Here is a 19480-nt window from a genome sequence, read left to right on the forward strand (position 1 = left end):
GGTCAGGTGTCCGAAGCTCGGACAGTTGACGCCATCGAAACCGACAGAGCATGACGTACATCACATCGTCGTTTCGAAGGAGTTCCGATGACAGCGATCGCCGACTTCCCGCTCGCGGCCCCGGTTCAGGGCTTTCTGGCCGGAGGACCGAAGAAGCTCCTGATCGGGGGTGAGTGGGTGGACGCCGCGTCCGGTCGGACGTTCGCGACCCACGACCCGGCCACCGGCAACGTCCTCACCGAGGTCGCGCACGGCCAGGCCGAGGACGTGGACCGCGCCGTGCGGGCCGCGCGACGCGCGTTCGACGAGGGACCGTGGGTGGCGATGAAGCCCAACGAGCGCGAACGGCTGCTCTGGCGAGTCGGCGACATCCTGTCCGAGCGGGCCGCGGAGTTCGGTCAGCTCGAAGCCCTCGACAACGGCAAGTCCGTGGCGATCGCCAGCGCCGTCGACGTGGCCTGGGCGGCCGACGTGTTCCGCTACTACGCGGGGTGGGCCACCAAGATCGAGGGCAGCACCGTCAACGTGTCGATGCCTTTCGCGCCGGACGCGCAGTTCCACGCATACACGCTGCGTGAGCCGGTCGGGGTGTGCGGACTCATCGTCCCGTGGAACTTCCCGCTGCTCATGGCGTCCTGGAAGCTGGCCCCGGCGCTCGCCGCGGGAAACACGGTGATCCTCAAGCCTGCCGAGCAGACACCGCTGACCGCACTGCTGCTCGGGGAGGTGTTCCAGGAGGCGGGCTTCCCGCCGGGTGTCGTCAACATCGTCAGCGGATTCGGCGACGCGGGCGCCGCGCTGTCGGCGCACGAGGATGTCGACAAGATCGCGTTCACCGGCTCCACCGAGGTCGGAAAGAAGATCGTCGACGCGGCGAAGGGCAACCTGAAGAAGGTCACCCTCGAACTCGGCGGCAAGAGCCCGAACATCGTGTTCGCGGACGCCGACTTCGACGCCGCCGTCGAGGGATCCGTCAACGCATGGCTGTTCAACCACGGCCAGTGCTGCGTCGCGGGCACCCGGATGTTCGTGGAGGACAGCATCTTCGACGAGTTCACCCAGGCCGTCGCGGACGCCGCGAGCCAGGTGAAGATCGGCCCCGGACTCGACCCCACCACCCAGCTCGGACCGCTCGTCTCACAGGAGCAGTTCGACAAGGTCACCGGCTATCTCGCCGCCGGCCTCGCCGACGGTGCGCGCGCACTGACCGGCGGAAAGCGCTGGGGCGACACCGGATACTTCGTCGAGCCCACCGTCTTCGTCGACGTCAAGCCGGAGTTCTCGATCGTGCAGGAGGAGATCTTCGGACCCGTCGTCGCCGCACTGCCGTTCAACGCCGCCGACGGTGTCGCTGCCGCCGCCAACGACTCGATCTACGGTCTCGCCGCGGGCATCTGGACGAAGGACATCTCCAAGGCGCACCGCACCGCGCGGCAGATCAAGGCCGGCTCGGTGTGGATCAACCAGTACAACGGCTTCGACACCGCGATGCCCTTCGGTGGCTACAAGCAGTCCGGCTGGGGCCGCGAGCTCGGCGCCGCCGGCCTCGACGCCTACACGATCACCAAGTCCGTCAACATCGCACTCTGACCCGTCCACCGAAGCGAAGGAGACCCTCATGAAGACCACCGCTGCCGTACTGCTCGAGGCGGGCAAGCCGTTCGAGATCATGGAACTCGAACTCGACGGGCCGGGCCCAGGTGAGGTGCTGATCAAGTACACCGCCGCGGGCCTGTGTCACTCGGACCTGCACCTCACCGACGGGGACCTGCCGCCGCGCTATCCCATCGTCGGAGGGCACGAGGGGTCCGGCATCATCGAGGAGGTCGGCCCGGGCGTCACCAAGGTCAAGCCCGGCGACCACGTGGTGTGCAGTTTCATCCCGAACTGCGGCACCTGCCGGTACTGCTCCACCGGCCGACAGAACCTGTGCGACATGGGCGCCACCATCCTCGAGGGCTCGATGCCCGACGGAACGTTCCGGTTCCATGCGAAGGGCATGGACTTCGGTGCGATGTGCATGCTCGGCACCTTCTCCGAGCGCGCGACGATCTCCCAGCACTCGGTGGTGAAGGTGGACGACTGGCTGCCGCTCGAGACGGCAGTGCTCGTCGGCTGCGGCGTGCCCTCCGGCTGGGGCACCGCAGTCAACGCGGGCAACCTGCGCGCCGGTGACACCGCTGTCGTGTACGGCATCGGCGGGCTCGGCATCAACGCGATCCAGGGTGCCGTCAGCGCCGGCTGCAAGTACGTCGTTGCCGTCGACCCGATCCCGCTCAAGCGCGAGACCGCACTGAAATTCGGTGCCACCCATGCATTCCCGGATGCGGAGACCGCCGCCGCGAAGGTTGCGGAACTGACGTGGGGCCAGGGAGCCGATGCGGCACTGATTCTCGTCGGGACCGTCGACGAGGAGGTCGTCTCCGCCGCGACCGCCGTCGTCGGCAAGGGCGGAACGGTCGTCATCACCGGCCTCGCCGATCCCACGAAGCTGACGGTCCACGTGTCGGGCTGCGACCTGACGCTCAACCAGAAGACGATCAAGGGCTCGCTGTTCGGGTCGATGAACCCGCAGTACGACATCGTCAAGCTGCTGCGCCTCTACGACGCGGGCCAGCTGAAGCTCGACGAACTGGTCACCACCCGGTACACCCTCGAGCAGATCAACGAGGGCTACCAGGACCTTCGCGACGGCAAGAACATTCGCGGTGTCGTCGTGCACGCCTAGGCGCCTCACCTGGGTGGCGGGCGGTATCGCGGGCTCCGGCCCGCGCTACCGTCCGCCGCTCCGGTTTCCTTCCGGTGCGGTCCGTGTCACCATGAAAAGCGTGGCAGCCGCACGAGGCTGACGTGGCCGACTGGGCTGACGTGGTAGGAGAGGAGTCCACCATGTTCTGGGACATCGTTGGCACCATCGTCTTCGGCGCGGTCATCGGCGTGCTCGCACGCCTCGTCATCCCGGGCAAGCAGGCGATGGGCTGGGTCATCACCATCGTCCTCGGTATCGCCGGTGCCCTGATCGGGTACTGGGTCTGGGACATGATCAGCGACAAGGGAGACACCGGCGGAATCGACTGGTGGCGGTGGATCATCAGCATCGCGGCCGCCGCGATCCTGACTCTCGGCTACACGGCGCTGACCCGGGAGAAGGCGCGGTAGGCGCCCAACCCGACGCCGCGCACGACCGGCCCCGGCGCGCGGCGTCGTGGTGAGCGGGGAGGACCGCGGGACGTACGTGGTCGCGGTTGTCCTCGCCGCGCTGGCCGGCTATGTGGACGCGTTCGGGTTCATCACGCTCGGTGGGTTCTTCGTCTCGTTCATGAGTGGCAACACCACGCGAATGGGGGTCGCCGCGACCGAGGGCCAGTGGCATCCGGCCCTGGTCGGCGCGTCGATCATCGTGCTGTTCGTGCTCGGCGTCGTGGCGGGATCGCTTGTCGGCGACCGAGTCGGACTTCGTCGCCGCTCGGCCGTTCTGGGACTGACCGCTGTCCTGCTGACGGTGGCCGTGGCGGGGTCCGCGGTCGAGTCGACGCAGATCGTCATCGCGGCACTGGCATTGGCGATGGGTGCCGAGAACACCGTGTTCGACCGCGGGAGCGGGTCGTCGATCAGCCTGACCTACATGACGGGGACGCTCGTCAAACTGGGTCGCGGCGTGGCCACCGCGCTGACCGGGGGTGCACGCTGGGAATGGCTCCGGTTCGCGGGCCTGTGGCTCGGACTGCTGGCCGGAGTCGGGATCGGGACGGGCATTCACCGCCTGGTTGGACTGGCGGGGCTCTGGGTGGCCGTGGGAGTGGCCGCCGCGCTAGCCGCTGGTTTCGCCCGCCGCCCTGGTGTCGGGTTCAGCGAGGCGAGTACATGATGACGGCGACCCCGGCGAGGCAGATCAGGGCGCCTGCGATGTCCCACCGGTCGGGCCGGAAGCCGTCGAAGGCCATTGCCCACGCGAGCGATCCGGCGACGAACACACCGCCGTACGCGGCGAGGATGCGGCCGAAGTTGGCATCCGGCTGCAACGTCGCGACGAATCCGTAGACCCCGAGCGCGATCACACCGAGCCCGGCCCACAGCCAGCCGCGGTGCTCACGCACGCCCTGCCACACCAGCCAGGCGCCACCGATCTCGAACACGGCGGCCACGGCGAACAGGGCTATCGACTTCGCGACGGTCATGCGCGAAACGATAGCCCGGGCTCAGAACGGGACGGGCTGGGCGAGCAGGCCGGTACCGGCGGGGCCTCGCCCGGACAGTGTGCGGCAGAACTCGACAGCGTCGATCACGATGTGCCCGTAAGCCGTGTTCCCGAAAGCGGTTCCCTGCGAGGCGAACACGCCGCCCGCGACGCCGGACAGCTCCACGGCATACGGCTTCCCGTGACGCTGTGCCCATTCGCGGACGACGTCGGCGACGATTCGGCCGTCGTGGTCCGCGGTCAGCGTCATCGGTCGGTCCACGGCGCGGCACAGGTCGACGCGGTGCATCCAGGTGTCGCGAGTGAGGACGACGTCGACGAGATAGGAGAGGCGCCATTTCTCGTCCCGGCCGCCGACCTGCGCCGTCATCGGGATCATGCGCAGCGGTGCGGGCAGACGGGCGCGGTTGCGCGCGGCTCGGTCCCCGGCGGCGGCGAAGCGATCGATCAGCTCGTCCGTGCTCAGGGTTGCGCGCTCTCGGACCTGGACCTCCGTAATTCCGTCGACCGTCGGCCTGCCCTTGGCGGCAGCGGAGCCGGCACGGAGCTGGTGGACGAACTCGCTTGGGGAGCAGAAGAATTCGGTTCCGCCGAGGATGTGGCCCGCCAGCGCGCGCACGTCCCAGTCGGTGCAGTCGGTCGGCCGTGACCAGTCGTCGGCTCCCAACTGGGTAAGGACGCCGCGCATCCTTGCGTACTCCGTAGCCGCGAGCGTGTGCGCTTCGCCTCGGGTGTACGGGGCGATGTCGGTGGTGGGGTGGGTGATGTCGGTCATGACGACCTCGTCGGGGCAGTGTCTCCGTGGCGGCGGTCAGCCGGAGACGTGGTTGTGGAACATCGTCATCGCGTCGTCGATCAGCCTGATCCAGCGATCCCCGCCGGGGTCGTTGGAGATCTGCTGATCGGCCAGTCCGGTGCCGAGCGCCGTGAGGAGGTCGACGACGGTGTCGTCGTATCCGTGGGCGGTGAGGCGGCGGCGCAGGAGGTCGAGACCCTGGACGGAGGCGGCGAACGACTCGGGGGAGGGCTCGAATCCGGGGAGGGTGCGTTGGAAGAGCAGGTGGTAGCGGGCGGTGTCCTCGGTGGCGAACCGGACGAAGGCGTGCATCCCGACCCGGAGGTCGGTGAGTGCGTCGTCGGTGAGGGGAACCTGCTCGTAGAAGGCCACGAATTCGCGTGATCCCTGCGCGAACATGGCGTCGTAGATGGCGTTCTTCGAGGGGAAGTACGAGTACAGGGAGGGTGCTCGCATTCCGACTCGCCTGGCAACGTCGCGCAGGGTGAGGGCGGCGAGTCCGTCGGCTCGCACGATGTCCCAGGCCGCATCGAGGATCTCCGACCGGGTGGCGTCGCGTCGCCTGCTCGCACGGGTGGTGCCGGGGTGCGAGGCGGTGGTCGCCGCCGGAGCGTCCGGCCGCGCGTTGCCTAACATGGTTCGTATTGTCTAACGCTGTTCGGATCGGCGCAAGGGTGTTCGGCGGCGAGCCTCACACGCCCGGCGCGAGCGCCGCGAACGTCATCCGGCGCAGGACGTCGCGGGTGCGTGCGGGGGTGGTGCCCGCTGCGCTGTGGGGAGTCGAGTTGATCAGGCCGAACGTGGCATGGGCCTTGATGCGGGCGTCCGTCTCGGTCAGGTCGGGGTCGATCTCGCGCAGGACCTGCACCCACAGTTCCACGTAGCGCCGCTGGAACTGGCGGACCTGACGCCGTGCGCCCTCGGGGAGGGACGCGAAGTCGCGGTCCTGCACCCGGATGAGGTCGGACTCGTCGAGGGCGAAGTCGAGGTGGAACTCGACGAGCCCGTGCAGCGCCGCCACGGCGTCCGGCGTGGACTCGACGACATCGGTGCCGCCGTCGAACAGGCGGGCGCTGATGTCGACGAGCAGTTCGACGAGCAGGGCCTCCTTGTTGGAGAAGTGCCGGTAGACGGCGGGGCCACTGATGCCGACCGCGGAACCCAGGTCTTCGAGGCGCACTCCCGCGTAGCCGCGTTCGGCGATGAGCCGGGCGGCGGCCTGGAGCAGCTGCCTGCGTCGGTCGGCCTTCGCCTGGCCGCGGGCCGTCAGTGCCGGCTGGAGCAGCTCGTCGCGGTCGGTTGTCACGGCAGCGTCACCTCGTTGGCCTCGGGGTATGGACAACTCAGTTAAGCACAGTTATCTTAAATTCAGTTATTGGTAGTTAACCGAATGCTTCGGTGGTCACGTGATGGCCTCGACACGACGGGCGGCGAGATGGGTTTCGACCGGGACGAGAACAGGGCCGAGCACGAGAGGCTGGTGGCCGAGCTGCGTGCGCGGCTGGCCACGGCCGCGCTCGGTGGTAGTGAGAAGTCGCGGCAGCGGCATGTCGATCGCGGCAAGCTGCTGCCCCGCGACCGGGTCGACACCCTCCTCGACCCGGGCAGCCCCTTCCTCGAGTTCTCGCCGCTCGCGGCGAACGGCCTCTACGACGACGAGTGCCCCGGCGCGGGCATGATCGCCGGTATCGGCCGGGTCTCGGGCCGGGAGTGTGTGATCGTCGCGAACGACGCCACGGTCAAGGGCGGCACCTACTACCCGATGACCGTGAAGAAGCATCTGCGCGCTCAGGAGATCGCGCTGCAGAACAACCTTCCGTGCATCTACCTCGTCGACTCCGGCGGAGCCTTCCTGCCCCGCCAGGACGAGGTGTTCCCGGACCGCGAACACTTCGGCCGCATCTTCTTCAACCAGGCGACCATGAGCGCCAAGGGAATTGCGCAGATCGCATCGGTGATGGGTTCGTGCACCGCGGGCGGTGCGTACGTCCCCGCGATGAGTGACGAGGCCGTCATCGTCCGCAATCAGGGCACGATCTTCCTCGGCGGGCCGCCGCTGGTGAAGGCCGCGACCGGTGAGGTCGTCACGGCGGAGGAACTCGGCGGCGGCGACCTGCACTCGAAGGTCTCCGGTGTCACCGACCACCTCGCGGCCGACGACCAGGACGCGCTTCGCATCGTCCGGAACATCGTCTCGACGCTCGGTCCGCGCGAGCCGCGGCCGTGGGATGTCGCCGAGACGGTCGACGCGGTCGCCGATCAGGCCGAGCTGTACGACGTGGTCCCGACCGACCCGCGCACGCCGTACGACGTGCACGAGGTCATCACGCGAGTGGTCGACGGTGGCGCTTTCCAGGAGTTCAAGGCCGAGTACGGCAAGACCCTGGTCACCGGCTTCGCGCACATCCACGGGCATCCCGTCGGCATCGTCGCCAACAACGGCGTCCTGTTCGCGGAGTCCGCGATGAAGGGCGCGCACTTCATCGAACTGTGCGACAAGCGATCGATCCCCCTGCTGTTCCTGCAGAACATCGCCGGGTTCATGGTCGGACGCGACTACGAGGCCGGCGGCATCGCGAAGCACGGAGCGAAGATGGTGACCGCCGTGGCGTGTGCGCGGGTGCCGAAGCTGACCGTGGTGATCGGCGGCTCCTACGGTGCGGGCAACTACTCGATGTGCGGCCGGGCCTACTCGCCGAGGTTCCTGTGGATGTGGCCGAACGCCCGCATCTCGGTCATGGGCGGGGAGCAGGCCGCGCAGGTGCTCGGGGCTGTCGGATCGGGCAGCGACCCCGACGCGATCCGCGCCCAGTACGAGTCGCAGGGCAACCCGTACTACTCGACCGCGCGGTTGTGGGACGACGGTGTCATCGACCCCGCCGACACCAGAACTGTTCTCGGACTGGCACTCTCGGCGTGCGCGAACGCACCCATAGAGCCGGTCTCCTACGGCGTCTTCCGGATGTGAGTGAGATGACTGAACGCAGCACAGGCATGTTCCAAACCGTTCTGGTTGCCAACCGCGGCGAGATCGCGGTCCGGGTGATCCGGACGTTGCGCGCGATGGGAATCCGGTCCGTCGCCGTCTACAGCGACGCCGACGCCGACGCCCGCCACGTGCGGGAGGCGGACACCGCCGTACGTCTCGGCCCCGCGCCCGCACGGGAGAGCTACCTCGACATCGACAAGGTCGTGGCGGCGGCGCAGCGCACCGGCGCGCAGGCCGTGCACCCGGGCTACGGATTCCTCTCCGAGAACGCGGCATTCGCCGCGGCTCTGGAGAAGGCCGGTATCGCATTCCTCGGACCGTCGGCGCGAGCGATCGAGGTGATGGGCGACAAGATCACCGCGAAGAACGCCGTCGCGGCCTTCGACGTGCCGGTCGTTCCCGGTATCGCCAAGCCGGGCCTGACCGACGCCGAGCTGATCGCCGCCGCCGACGAGGTCGGCTACCCGGTGCTCGTCAAGCCGTCTGCCGGAGGCGGCGGCAAGGGCATGCGGATGGTCGAGGACCGCGGGGATCTGCCCGCCGCGCTGGTCAGTGCGCGCCGTGAGGCGGCGTCCGCGTTCGGTGACGACACCCTGTTTCTCGAGCGATTCGTGCTGCGCCCCCGGCACATCGAGGTGCAGATTCTCGCCGACGGTCACGGCAACGTGATCCACCTCGGGGAACGTGAGTGCAGCCTGCAACGCAGGCACCAGAAGGTGATCGAGGAGGCGCCGTCGCCGCTGCTCGACGAGGCGACCCGCGCGCGGATCGGCGAGGCGGCGTGCAACACCGCGCGCAGCGTCGACTACTCGGGTGCGGGCACCGTCGAGTTCATCGTGTCCGCGGACCGTCCCGACGAGTTCTTCTTCATGGAGATGAACACCCGCCTGCAGGTGGAGCACCCGGTCACCGAGATGGTCACCGGCGTCGACCTGGTCGAGTGGCAGGTGCGGGTCGCGGCGGGGGAGAAGCTGACCATCGCCCAGTCCGACGTCACCATGACCGGGCACGCGATCGAGGCCCGCGTCTACGCCGAGGACCCGGGACGCGGCTTCCTGCCGACCGGTGGCACCGTCGTCGACCTGGCCGAACCGCACGGCGACGGAGTGCGCGTCGACTCCGGTCTGCGCGTCGGCACCGTCGTCGGCAGCGACTACGACCCGATGCTCTCGAAGGTCATCGCCCACGGCGTCGACCGGGCGTCGGCACTGCGCGGACTCGACCGCGCTCTCGCCGAGACCGCGGTGCTCGGTGTCGTCACGAACATCGACTTCGCGCGGTTCCTGCTCGCCGACCCCGATGTGGTCGCTGGCAACCTCGACACCGGCCTGCTCGACCGTCGGGTGGAGCACTTCGCCGCGCCGGACCCGACCGACGACCAGATCGTCGCGGCAGGCGTCTACCGCTGGCTGCAGCGCTGGCCCGCCGGCTCGGCGGACCCGTGGGACGTCCCGACCGGGTGGCGTGTCGGAGCTGCGGCGCCGACCAGCTTCCGGCTCGCCACCGCATCCCGCGCCGAACACGTGCGCATCACCGGGCATCCGGGAGCCGCGGCCGTCGCCCTCGAGGACGGCGAAAGCCGGTCGCTGACAGCATCGCTGGACGGTGACCGACTGCGAGTCGTTCTCGACGGCCGCAGCGAGACCTATCGCGTCGCCGCCCACGACGGGCACCTGTGGCTGGCGTCCCCGTCGGGCACGGCGATGGTGCGTGAGGTCGAGGAAGTCAACGTCCGCACCGGCGACGTCCATGCCGGTGAGGCGGAACTGACGAGCCCGATGCCCGGCGCCGTCATCGCGGTCGGGGTCGAATCCGGTGCCACCGTCGCAGCAGGCACCACGATCGTCGTCGTCGAAGCGATGAAGATGGAACACGCTCTGACCGCACCGATCGACGGCACCGTCGAAATCCTCGTCGCCGCAGGCGATCAGGTGAAGGTCGACCAATTGCTGGCCCAGGTGATCCCGGCCGAAAGCGCCGCCACCGACAACACCGAGAAGGGTGATCAGGCATGACCGACTATCTCTCCACCGGAGCGCTCCCGGACGAGTACGCACAGCTCGCCAAGGCGGTTCGCGACTTCGCGCAGTCGGTGGTCGCACCGGTCGCCGCCGAGCACGACGCCAACCACACCTTCCCGTACGAGGTGGTCGCGGGGATGGCCGAGCTCGGCCTGTTCGGGCTGCCGTTCCCCGAGGAGTACGGCGGACAGGGCGGCGACTACTTCGCGCTGTGCCTGGCGCTCGAGGAACTCGGCAAGGTCGACCAGTCGGTCGCCATCACCCTCGAAGCCGGCGTGTCCCTCGGCGCGATGCCGGTGTACCGGTTCGGCAACGAGGAACAGAAGCAGGAATGGCTGCCGCAGCTCACCAGCGGCAGGAATCTCGCGGCGTTCGGCCTCACGGAGCCCGGTGCAGGCAGCGACGCGGGCGGGACCCGCACCACCGCCCGCGAGGACGGTGACAGCTGGGTGATCAACGGCAACAAGCAGTTCATCACCAACTCGGGCACCGACATCACCAGGCTCGTCACCGTCACCGCGGTCACGGGCGTCGCCGCCAGTGGGAAGAAGGAGATCTCCACCATCCTCGTCCCCACGTCGACTCCCGGGTTCACCGCCGAACCCGCCTACAACAAGGTCGGCTGGAACGCCTCCGACACGCACCCCCTGTCGTTCGACGACGTCCGGGTGCCGCGGGAGAACCTCCTCGGCGAACGCGGCCGCGGCTACGCGAACTTCCTGCGGATCCTCGACGAGGGCCGGATCGCGATCGCGGCCCTGTCCGTCGGCGCCGCCCAGGGCTGCGTCGACGAATCGGTCAAGTACGCCAAGGAGCGGGAGGCGTTCGGGCGTCCGATCGGCGCGAACCAGGCGATCGCCTTCAAGATCGCGCGCATGGAGGCACGCGCACACACGGCCCGTACCGCGTACTACGACGCGGCGGCACTGATGCTGTCGGGCAAGCCGTTCAAGAAGCAGGCGTCGATCGCGAAGCTCGTCGCGAGCGAGGCCGCGATGGACAACGCCCGCGACGCGACGCAGATCTTCGGCGGCTACGGGTTCATGAACGAGTACCCCGTCGCCCGCCACTACCGCGACAGCAAGATCCTCGAGATCGGCGAGGGCACCACCGAGGTGCAGCTCATGCTCATCGCGCGGGAGGCGGGACTGTGACCGAGGTCAGGAGGGTCGTGCAACGCGGGCTCTGGTTCGAGGAATTCGAGACCGGCGTCGTCTACGAGCACCGTCCCGGCCGCACCGTCACCGAAGCCGACAACGTCCTGTTCACCACGCTGACGATGAACACGCAGGCGCTGCACCTCGACGCCGCGTTCTCCGACGACCTGCCGCCGTTCAACGCGCGGCTGGTGAACTCGATGTTCACTCTGTCCACCCTCGTCGGCCTGTCGGTGGCACAGTTGACGCAGGGCACCATCGTCGGCAACCTCGGCTTCTCGGAGATCGCGTTCCCCAAGCCGTTGTTCCACGGCGACACGATGTACGCGGAGACGGAGATCGTGGAGAAGCGTGAGTCGAAGAGCAGGCCGGGAGAGGGCATCGTGACGTTCGCGCACACCGCCCGCAACCAGCACGGCGACGTCGTCGCGACCGCGACGCGCAAGACTATGGTCCGCAAGCGGCCCGTCGACGGGGAGGCGTGAGAGTGTGAGCGCAGTATTCGGTCACACCGCAGGTTCAGCGATCGAACGCTCTGGTCGCTCCGCAGGCTCCGCTCCTGCCTGGACTCCGCCGGGGCCGTCGTGGCTGTTCTGCCCCGCAGATCGACCCGAGCGGTTCGCGAAGGCCGCGGCCGCGGCGGACGTGGTGATCCTTGATCTCGAGGACGGTGTCGCGGCAGCAGACCGGGACGCCGCACGCCGCGCCCTGATCGACACGCCCCTCGATCCGGACCGCACCGTCGTCCGCATCAACGCCCACGGCACCGACGACCAGCGTCTCGACCTCGAGGCGCTGCGCGAGACCCGCTATCCACGGGTGATGCTGCCGAAGTGCGAGTCCGCCGATCAGGTGCGCTCGTTGGCGCCGCGCGAGGTGATCGTGCTGATCGAGTCGCCGCTCGGTGCGCTGACCGTCGCCGAGTCGGCACACGCCGACAACGCGATCGGCGTGATGTGGGGAGCGGAGGACCTGGTCGCCGGCCTCGGCGGTACCGGCAGCCGCCGCGCCGACGGCACCTACCGGGACGTGGCCCGGCACGTGCGATCGCAGTCGCTGCTCGCCGCGAAGGCCCACGGCCGCCTGGCGCTCGACTCCGTGTACCTCGACATCAAGGACCTTGCAGGTCTGCGCGAGGAAGCAGACGACGCGGTCGCGGTCGGCTTCGACGCGAAGGTGTCCATCCATCCCAGCCAGGTCATCGTCGTCCGCGACGCGTACGCCCCCGACCCCGAGGACCTCGACTGGGCTCGCCGGGTGCTGGCGGCGGCGGGCACGGAGCGCGGAGTGTTCACGTTCGAGGGCAAGATGGTGGATGCCCCGGTGTTCCGGCACGCGGAGCAGATCGTTCGTCGGGCGGGTGATCAGGAGGTCAGCTGACATGGTGGAGCCGCAGTGGGTTCCGTCGGACGAGGACGTCGCAGAAGCGCGTCTCACCGATTTCGTCTCCTGGGTTCAGGGCCGCTGCGGCGTCACCTTGGCCGACTACCAGGCCTTGTGGCGGTGGTCGGTCGACGATCTCGACGAGTTCTGGCAGGCGGTCTGGGAGTACTTCGAGGTCCAGTCGGAGACCCCGCCCGGCGCGGCGCTCGTCGACGACTCGATGCCCGGTGCCCACTGGTTTCCCGGGGCCCGCGTCAACTACGTCCGGCAGGCCCTGCGCCACCAGACTCGGCTCCATCCCGCGATCCGGTCGTCCGGTGAGGACACCCCCGACGTCGAGGTGTCCTGGGAGGAGCTGCGGCGGCAGGTCGGCGCGTTCGCATCGACGCTGAAAGCGCACGGCGTCGGCGAGGGCGACCGGGTCGTCGGCTACCTGCCGAACATTCCGGAGGCGGTCGTCGCCTTTCTCGCGACGGCGAGCCTCGGCGCCGTCTGGGCGGCGTGCGGGCAGGACTACTCGGCGGCCGCCGCACTGACCAGGCTCGGCCAGCTCGACCCGACCGTGCTGGTCGCCGCCGACGGCTACCGTTTCGGTGGTCGAGCGCACCGGCGGGACGCCGACGTCGCGCAGGTGCGCGCCGGACTACCCGGACTTCGACTGACGGTCCGCGTGGAGCGCCTCGGCGGTGAGTCGGGCGACGTGCCCGACGGTCTTCGCCAGCCGGGCACGGTGATGTGCTGGGAGGAAGCGTCCGCAGGCGACGCCACCCTCGACCCGGTGGACGTGCCGTTCGACCATCCGCTGTGGGTCGTGTTCTCCAGCGGCACCACCGGACTGCCGAAGGGCATCGTGCACGGCCACGGCGGGGTGATCCTGGAACACCTGAAATCGATTGCGCTGCAGAACGACATCGGACCGACCGACGCCCTGTTCTGGTACACCAGCCCCAGCTGGATGATGTGGAACTTCCAGGTCGCCGCGCTGCTCGTCGGCGCGACCATCGTCTGCTACGACGGCAGCCCGTCCCATCCCACACCGGACACGGTGTGGGACATCGCGTCCCGTCATCGCGCGACGATGGTCGGCACGAGTCCCGGCTACGTGCTGGCCTGCGCGAAAGCCGGTGTCGTGCCGCGCGCCGATCACGACCTCGGTGCCCTGCGTGCCGTCGGGATCACCGGGTCGTCCCTTCCCTCGTCGTCGTCGCTGTGGCTGTCGGAGAACGTGGGCGAGTCGGTTCCGGTGTTCTCGATCAGCGGCGGCACCGACGTCGTCACCGCCTTCGCAGGCGGCGTGCGAACCGTGCCGGTGTGGCCGGGTGAGCTGTCCGTCCCGTACCTCGGGGTCGCGCTGGACGCCTTCGACGAGCAGGGCAGGTCGGTGCGCGGCCAGGTGGGCGAACTGGTGGTGACGCGGCCGATGCCGTCGATGCCGGTGCGCTTCTGGAACGACCCCGACGGCGAGAAGTACCGCGGCGCGTACTACGGCGTGTATCCCGGAGTGTGGCGGCACGGAGACTGGATCACCATCACCGGCCACGGCAGTGTCGTCGTGCACGGTCGATCCGATTCGACGCTGAACCGCAACGGAATTCGGATGGGCAGCGCCGACATCTACCAGGTCGTCGAAGGACTTCCCGAGATTGCCGAAGCCCTCGTTCTCGGTGTCGAACAGTCGGACGGCGGATACTGGATGCCGCTGTTCGTGGTGCTCGCGGACGGCGCCCACCTCGACGACGCGTTGCGCGACCGGATCGCCGCCGCGGTCCGCGACCAGGTGTCGCCGCGGCACGTCCCCGACGAGATCATCGCCGCCCCCGGTGTCCCGCACACCCGCACAGGCAAGAAGCTCGAGGTTCCGATCAAGAGAATCCTTCAGGGCGGCGATCCGACGACGGCCGTAGACAAGTCAGCCGTCGACGTCCCTGACCTGGTCGACTGGTACACGGCTCAGCGGCCGTGACGGGGTTGCCGCGAGTGTTGCGTATCGCTCCGTAACGAAAGTTTTGTGAAGTCGACCACAGGGTGGGTTCGATTCCCTTACGCTGCTGCCAAGTCGGGCGTCCGGGTATGGGTCCTCGGCGGGAAGCTGGCTGACAGTGCAGCTCAGCGTCGCGCGGACCTGGCTTGGGTGCCCCGAAGGAAGCTGCCCACATGCAAAGGATCCGACGTGAACCTGAAGAGAATCGCCCCCGCGATCACCGCTCTCGCGACCGTGAGCCTGATCGCTGCGGGCTGCAGCAGTGACAGTGGGTCGGACTCCGAGGCGGGTGGCACCGCGGCCACCGGAGAGCCGATCAAGGTCGGTCAGATCGTGCCCATCGAGGCGCCCGGTCTCGGATCGGTCGGATACGCCGCGAGCACGGTCGCGTCGGTCGACGCGTTCAACGCGCGGGGCGGCGTGAACGGACGTCCGCTCGAACTGATTCAGTGCGACTCGATGGGTGATCCGAACAAGGAAGTCGACTGCGCGAACAAGATGGTCTCCGAGGGGGCCGTCGCCACGCTCGCGGACTTCACGCCTGCCTCGTCCGAGGCGTCGTCGAAGATCCTGTTCGACGCGGGCATCGCGCGGGTCGGACTGAACCCGGTGAACATGGCGGACTTCACCGCCACCAACGTGTACACCCCGTTCTCCGGCTCTCTGCTCAACCTGTACGGGATGATCGACATGCTGGTGGCGCAGGGCAAGACCAAGCTCTCGTTGATGCGCCCGGACCTCCCGGTCACCGCGCAGCTCGTCGGCCTCCTGACCCCGGCCGTGCAGGCGAAGGGCGCAGAAATCGTCAACGACGTCGCGGTGGGCGCGGGCGCCACCGACTACACCCAGTTCATCGCCGCGGCGGAGCGCAACGGTGCGGAGGGCGTGATCATGGCCCTGGGCGCGAGCGATGCCAACCCGATTTCGCAGGCATTCGAGCAGCTCGGGTCGACGCTGACCTTCGCACTGGGCACGGCGGGCTTCACCCAGGCCGACCTGCAGGACCTCGGCACCTTCGCCACCTCCTCGACCTACACCAGCCCGACCCCGGCGCCCTCGTCGAGCACCGAGGACTTCCCCGGGCTCGCGGACTTCCTCGCGGACATGGAGCAGTCGGGGAAGGAGGAGCTCGAACTGCCGAACCTCAACGGCGACACGGTGAATCCGTGGCTGTCGGTGCGTGCGTTCGGTGAGGTCGCCACGGGGCTCGACGAGATCGACGCCAAGACTGTCTGGGGCGGATTCGAGAACGCCGAGAACCTCGACATGGCAGGTCTGGTCCCGGCGTGGACGCCCGGTGACGTGGAGCCGTTCGGGATCTTCCAGCGGGTCTCGAACTCGATGATGTACCGGATGACGTTCGACGGTGACGTGCTCGTCACCGATCCCACGCAGTACGACCTGCGCACTCCCACCTCCTGAGTTCCGCTCCCCACCTGGAGATTGACGAATGACTGAGTTCTTGCAGTTCGCGATTCTCGGCCTGGGAGCAGGGTCCGCCTACGCTCTCCTGGCTCAGGGCATCGTGCTGGTCTACCGCGGATCAGGAGTGGTGAACTTCGCGCAGGGCGCGATCGCCATGGTGGGGGCCTACATCTGCCTGGAAACCCTGCAGCGTGACCTCGACTGGGGTCTGCTGCCTGCCTTCCTGGTGGCGGTGGTGGTGGCCGGACTGATCGGCCTGGCGTTTCAGCAGTTGGTGTTGCGGTGGCTCGCCAACGCCGCGCCGATCGTCCGGCTCGCCGCCACCCTCGGCCTGATGGTGATTCTGCAGGCCGGGGTGCAGCAGTACTACGGCAGCACGTCGATCCGCGTGCGAACTTTCCTGCCCGACGAGGCATATCGCTGGGGAGGTGTTGTGGTGCAGCAGGATCGGATGATCCTCCTCGGTATCGCGGTGGCGTCGACGGTGGCACTGTGGGCGTGGACCAGGTTCACCCGGGTGGGCCTGGCGATCACCGCATCCGCCGAGAACGAGCGCGCCACCGCCGCGCTCGGATGGTCCCCGCAGCGCCTCGCCACGCTGACCTGGACCGTCGGCGGCGCCCTCGCCGGTGCCGCAGGCATCCTGGTGGCGCCGCTGACCGGACTCACGCCGTCGGCATTCGTGGTGATCGTGACGGTGTCGGCGCTCGCCGCCGCGCTGCTCGGCGGGTTCAAGTCCTTCCCGCTCACCCTGCTCGGCGGCCTGCTGCTCGGCGTGGGCGAGAGCGTGGTCGTGCTCTACCAGGACGACCTGCGTGACCTGCTCGGAATGGAGACGCTCACCGGCGTCAACCGTGCGGTGCCGTTCCTGGTGATCCTCGTCGTCCTGGTGGTGCGGGGGAAGGGGCTGCCGTTGCGCAGCCACGTCTCCGAACGGCTTCCGACTCTCGGTTCCGGCGAGATCCGCTGGCCACTAGTCATTCTCGGGACAGTGGTGGCAGTCGGCATCATCCTGAGCGGCGGCGACTGGCTGCGATCACTGACCCTGACCCTCGCCGCGGCAGTGTTCCTGCTCTCGATCGTGGTCCTCACCGGTTTCGCCGGACAGCTGTCGCTCGCCCAGTACACCGTCGGTGGCCTCGGCGCCCTGTTCGCCGCACGCCTCGTGGGGCAGGCAGGCTGGCCACTCGTGCCTGCGGCGCTGGTGAGTGTGGCTGCGGTGATCGCGATCGGTGTGGTGTTCGCACTGCCTGCACTGCGCACCCGCGGTGTGAACCTGGCCGTGGTCACCCTGGGGCTCGGGTTCACCATCCAGGAGATGGTCTTCAACAACCCGACCTTCACCGGCGACAAGCTCGAAGGCTCGGTGAAGATCCATCAGCTGAGCCTGTTCGGACTCGACGTGACGCCGAGTGTCCACCCCGAGCGGTGGGCAACGGTGTGCCTCGTGGCGCTGGTGATCTGCGGTCTGATGGTCGCGAACCTGCGGCGTTCGCGCACCGGGCGACGGCTCATCGCGGTCCGCACCAACGAACGGGCCGCAGCCTCACTCGGTATCAGCGTGTTCGGCGTCAAGATCTACGCGTTCGCGCTCGCGTCGGGCTTGGCCGCGGTGGCGGGCATCATCCTGGGCCTGCGCAACACCGCCGTCACCTACCTCGAGTTCAACGTGTTCGCCTCGATCAACGCCGTCGTCCAGGCGGTGACCGGCGGACTCGGGTTCGTTACGGGCAGCCTCATCGGCTCGCTGATGGCACCCGGTGCTCTCTTCAGCCGCCTGCTCTCCGGATTGGCCATCGCCGCGCTTCTCGGCGGCGTGATTCTCATCGTCACCCTGCTCACCAACCAGAACGGCATCGCCGACATGATCTCCCGAGGGCTTCGGGACATCCCCGGACTGGGTGCCCTGTTGTCGCGCACCAAGGGCCGAGGTCATGAGCTCTCGGCCGAAACGGCCACCGGAGTGGTCAGCCCGACACCGCTGTCGGTGCGCGGTCTGACGGTGCGGTTCGGGGGCGTGACCGCCGTCGACGGCGTCGATCTCGACATCGCGCCCGGACAGGTGGTGGGTCTGATCGGACCCAACGGTGCGGGCAAGACCACCGTGATCGACGCGATCACCGGTTTCGTCAGCCCCACGTCCGGGCAGCTCACACTCGGCGACGAGGACATCACCGGTTGGTCCGCCGCGCGGCGGTCCAAGGGCGGACTCCGTCGGTCCTTCCAGTCGCTCGAATTGTTCGAGGACGTGACGGTCGGCGAGAACCTCCACGCAGGCGCCGACGAGTCCGGTTGGCGTACCTGGGTCACCGACCTGATCCGCCCGGGCCGACATCCCCTCTCCCCGAGTGCGTCAACCGTGGTGCGGGACTTCGAACTCGAGAACGACCTCGACGTGCTGCCGGGTGAGTTGTCCTACGGCAGGCGCAGGCTGGTCGGTATCGCACGGGCGGTCGCGTCCGCGCCGTCCGTCATCCTGCTCGACGAGCCCGCGGCCGGTCTGGACGACGCCGAGAGCCGCGAACTCGCCGTCGCCATTCGGCACCTGGCGGTACAACGCGGAGCCGGAGTGCTCCTCATCGAGCACGACATGGGCCTGGTGATGACCACGTGTGATCGGATCGTGGTGCTCGAGGCAGGCAAGGTGATCGCGGCGGGCACGCCGGACGAGATCGCCGCCAGCCCGGCGGTCCGCGACGCCTACCTGGGTACCGACGACGAGACGGAGGCGGCGCGATGACGACGACCCGACCGAAGGAAGCGCTGTCCACGACGGTGCTCGAATGCCGGGGCCTGAGCGCAGGGTACGGCGGGGCCGTGGTGTGCCGCGGCCTCGACATCACCGTGAAGTCCGGGGAGGTGGTGGCCCTGATCGGAGCGAACGGCGCGGGCAAGTCCACCACGATGCTCACGGCGGCAGGCGAACTGGCGCCGATCTCGGGCCGCGTGTCCGTGCTCGGTTCCGACAAGCGGGCGCCGCTCGCCACCCTGGCGCGGCGGGGCCTGAGCTACGTCACCGAGGAACGGTCGGTGATCATGGGCCTGACCACCGCCGAGAATCTGAGGCTCGCCGGCGTCAGCGCCGAGGCGGCGTGCGGGGTGTTCCCGGAACTACGAGCCCTCCTCGGGCGTCCGGCGGGCCTGTTGTCCGGCGGTGAGCAGCAGATGCTCACTCTGGCCCGGGCGCTGGCGCGAAGCCCGAAACTGCTTCTGGCAGACGAGTTGTCGCTCGGGCTGGCGCCGCAGATCGTGGCGCGGTTGCTCGACGTGGTGCGCGAGGCCGCAGACACCCGGAATCTCGGCGTGTTGCTGGTCGAACAGCACGTCCGGCAAGTCCTCCGGGTGGCCGATCGGGTGTATGTGATGCGCCGCGGCCAGGTGATCCTGGAGGGGTCGGCGACGGAGATCGCGGCCGATCTCGACGCCGTCCAGCGGGCATACCTGTCGGCCCCTGGCGCCGACGAGGTGCCACCGATGCTCTGATCGGATTGCCCGAACGCGGTTCTCGCGAATTCGTACCCATGGCATGT

General features: G+C 68.6%; 17 protein-coding genes. 13 read left to right on the forward strand and 4 right to left on the reverse strand.

Annotation, left to right across the window (positions count from 1 at the left end):
* The first annotated feature begins 87 nt into the window (after window positions 1-87).
* The 4 genes from FFS72_RS14165 to FFS72_RS14180 all read left to right on the forward strand — a co-directional run bounded on the left by FFS72_RS14165 (window position 88) and on the right by FFS72_RS14180 (window position 3868).
* Window positions 88-1590, forward strand: a complete 1503-nt coding sequence (locus tag FFS72_RS14165; RefSeq protein WP_137874517.1) for an aldehyde dehydrogenase family protein — start codon at window positions 88-90, stop codon at window positions 1588-1590.
* 28 nt (window positions 1591-1618) lie between these two features.
* The gene (locus FFS72_RS14170) at window positions 1619-2728 is read left to right on the forward strand and encodes an NDMA-dependent alcohol dehydrogenase (protein WP_137874518.1); all 1110 of its coding nucleotides are present in this window, start codon (window positions 1619-1621) and stop codon (window positions 2726-2728) included.
* Window positions 2729-2889: 161 nt separating this feature from the next.
* Window positions 2890-3159 (forward strand): GlsB/YeaQ/YmgE family stress response membrane protein, encoded by a 270-nt coding sequence (locus FFS72_RS14175; RefSeq protein WP_137874519.1) that lies wholly within the window; start codon window positions 2890-2892, stop codon window positions 3157-3159.
* 49 nt (window positions 3160-3208) lie between these two features.
* Window positions 3209-3868 carry a YoaK family protein gene (locus FFS72_RS14180; RefSeq protein ID WP_349303993.1) on the forward strand — a complete coding sequence of 220 codons (660 nt, stop codon included), beginning with the start codon at window positions 3209-3211 and terminating at the stop codon, window positions 3866-3868.
* On the opposite strand, the gene FFS72_RS14185 is transcribed toward FFS72_RS14180, so the two are convergent.
* From FFS72_RS14185 to FFS72_RS14200, 4 genes are read right to left on the reverse strand one after another with little or no spacing between them, the layout of a single operon-like run.
* Window positions 3849-4178 (reverse strand): YnfA family protein, encoded by a 330-nt coding sequence (locus tag FFS72_RS14185; protein WP_137874521.1) that lies wholly within the window; start codon window positions 4176-4178, stop codon window positions 3849-3851. The two genes, FFS72_RS14180 and FFS72_RS14185, sit on opposite strands and share 20 nt — an antisense overlap.
* Before the next feature lie 21 nt (window positions 4179-4199).
* A complete protein-coding gene (locus tag FFS72_RS14190) occupies window positions 4200-4973 on the reverse strand; it encodes a maleylpyruvate isomerase family mycothiol-dependent enzyme (protein ID WP_137874522.1) in 774 nt (257 codons plus the stop codon).
* Window positions 4974-5009: 36 nt separating this feature from the next.
* Entirely contained in the window at window positions 5010-5630 is a 621-nt protein-coding gene (locus FFS72_RS14195; RefSeq protein WP_137874523.1) for a TetR/AcrR family transcriptional regulator, read from the reverse strand.
* A gap of 55 nt (window positions 5631-5685) precedes the next feature.
* Window positions 5686-6300: an SACE_7040 family transcriptional regulator gene (locus tag FFS72_RS14200; protein WP_137874524.1), complete on the reverse strand. Its 615-nt coding sequence runs from the start codon at window positions 6298-6300 to the stop codon at window positions 5686-5688.
* 129 nt (window positions 6301-6429) lie between these two features.
* Here FFS72_RS14200 and FFS72_RS14205 point away from each other — a divergent pair, with 129 nt between their 5' ends.
* The 9 genes from FFS72_RS14205 to FFS72_RS14245 all read left to right on the forward strand — a co-directional run bounded on the left by FFS72_RS14205 (window position 6430) and on the right by FFS72_RS14245 (window position 19433).
* Window positions 6430-7962, forward strand: coding sequence for a carboxyl transferase domain-containing protein (locus FFS72_RS14205; protein WP_137874525.1), 1533 nt, complete (start codon window positions 6430-6432; stop codon window positions 7960-7962).
* A 5-nt stretch (window positions 7963-7967) separates the two neighbouring features.
* On the forward strand, window positions 7968-9998 hold the full coding sequence (locus FFS72_RS14210; RefSeq protein ID WP_249353310.1) for an acetyl-CoA carboxylase biotin carboxylase subunit: 2031 nt from the start codon (window positions 7968-7970) through the stop codon (window positions 9996-9998).
* Complete coding sequence (locus tag FFS72_RS14215) at window positions 9995-11158, forward strand: acyl-CoA dehydrogenase family protein (protein WP_137874526.1); 1164 nt, start codon at window positions 9995-9997, stop codon at window positions 11156-11158. Before FFS72_RS14210 ends, FFS72_RS14215 begins: the two co-directional genes overlap by 4 nt.
* The gene (locus FFS72_RS14220) at window positions 11155-11646 is read left to right on the forward strand and encodes a MaoC family dehydratase (RefSeq protein ID WP_137874527.1); all 492 of its coding nucleotides are present in this window, start codon (window positions 11155-11157) and stop codon (window positions 11644-11646) included. Before FFS72_RS14215 ends, FFS72_RS14220 begins: the two co-directional genes overlap by 4 nt.
* A 40-nt stretch (window positions 11647-11686) precedes the next feature.
* Window positions 11687-12541, forward strand: a complete 855-nt coding sequence (locus FFS72_RS14225) for an HpcH/HpaI aldolase/citrate lyase family protein (RefSeq protein ID WP_137874551.1) — start codon at window positions 11687-11689, stop codon at window positions 12539-12541.
* Window position 12542: 1 nt separating this feature from the next.
* Entirely contained in the window at window positions 12543-14507 is a 1965-nt protein-coding gene (locus FFS72_RS14230; protein WP_137874528.1) for an acetoacetate--CoA ligase, read from the forward strand.
* A 207-nt stretch (window positions 14508-14714) separates the two neighbouring features.
* Window positions 14715-15947: an ABC transporter substrate-binding protein gene (locus FFS72_RS14235; protein WP_171018678.1), complete on the forward strand. Its 1233-nt coding sequence runs from the start codon at window positions 14715-14717 to the stop codon at window positions 15945-15947.
* Window positions 15948-15975: 28 nt separating this feature from the next.
* Entirely contained in the window at window positions 15976-18690 is a 2715-nt protein-coding gene (locus FFS72_RS14240; RefSeq protein ID WP_137874530.1) for a branched-chain amino acid ABC transporter permease/ATP-binding protein, read from the forward strand.
* Entirely contained in the window at window positions 18687-19433 is a 747-nt protein-coding gene (locus tag FFS72_RS14245) for an ABC transporter ATP-binding protein (RefSeq protein WP_137874531.1), read from the forward strand. The genes FFS72_RS14240 and FFS72_RS14245 overlap by 4 nt, the downstream gene beginning before the upstream one ends.
* The last annotated feature ends 47 nt before the right edge of the window (window positions 19434-19480 follow it).

Origin of the sequence: Rhodococcus sp. Q (assembly GCF_005503035.1) — a bacterium.
Taxonomy (GTDB): domain Bacteria; phylum Actinomycetota; class Actinomycetes; order Mycobacteriales; family Mycobacteriaceae; genus Rhodococcus_G.

Coding starts and splice junctions, on each gene's coding strand:
- FFS72_RS14210 (WP_249353310.1), top strand. CDS start 7,968: ATGACTGAACGCAGCACAGGCATGTTCCAAACCGTTCTGGTTGCCAAC.
- FFS72_RS14190 (WP_137874522.1), bottom strand. CDS start 4,973: ATGACCGACATCACCCACCCCACCACCGACATCGCCCCGTACACCCGA.
- FFS72_RS14175 (WP_137874519.1), top strand. CDS start 2,890: ATGTTCTGGGACATCGTTGGCACCATCGTCTTCGGCGCGGTCATCGGC.
- FFS72_RS14185 (WP_137874521.1), bottom strand. CDS start 4,178: ATGACCGTCGCGAAGTCGATAGCCCTGTTCGCCGTGGCCGCCGTGTTC.
- FFS72_RS14205 (WP_137874525.1), top strand. CDS start 6,430: ATGGGTTTCGACCGGGACGAGAACAGGGCCGAGCACGAGAGGCTGGTG.
- FFS72_RS14170 (WP_137874518.1), top strand. CDS start 1,619: ATGAAGACCACCGCTGCCGTACTGCTCGAGGCGGGCAAGCCGTTCGAG.
- FFS72_RS14245 (WP_137874531.1), top strand. CDS start 18,687: ATGACGACGACCCGACCGAAGGAAGCGCTGTCCACGACGGTGCTCGAA.
- FFS72_RS14165 (WP_137874517.1), top strand. CDS start 88: ATGACAGCGATCGCCGACTTCCCGCTCGCGGCCCCGGTTCAGGGCTTT.
- FFS72_RS14195 (WP_137874523.1), bottom strand. CDS start 5,630: ATGTTAGGCAACGCGCGGCCGGACGCTCCGGCGGCGACCACCGCCTCG.
- FFS72_RS14215 (WP_137874526.1), top strand. CDS start 9,995: ATGACCGACTATCTCTCCACCGGAGCGCTCCCGGACGAGTACGCACAG.
- FFS72_RS14240 (WP_137874530.1), top strand. CDS start 15,976: ATGACTGAGTTCTTGCAGTTCGCGATTCTCGGCCTGGGAGCAGGGTCC.
- FFS72_RS14230 (WP_137874528.1), top strand. CDS start 12,543: ATGGTGGAGCCGCAGTGGGTTCCGTCGGACGAGGACGTCGCAGAAGCG.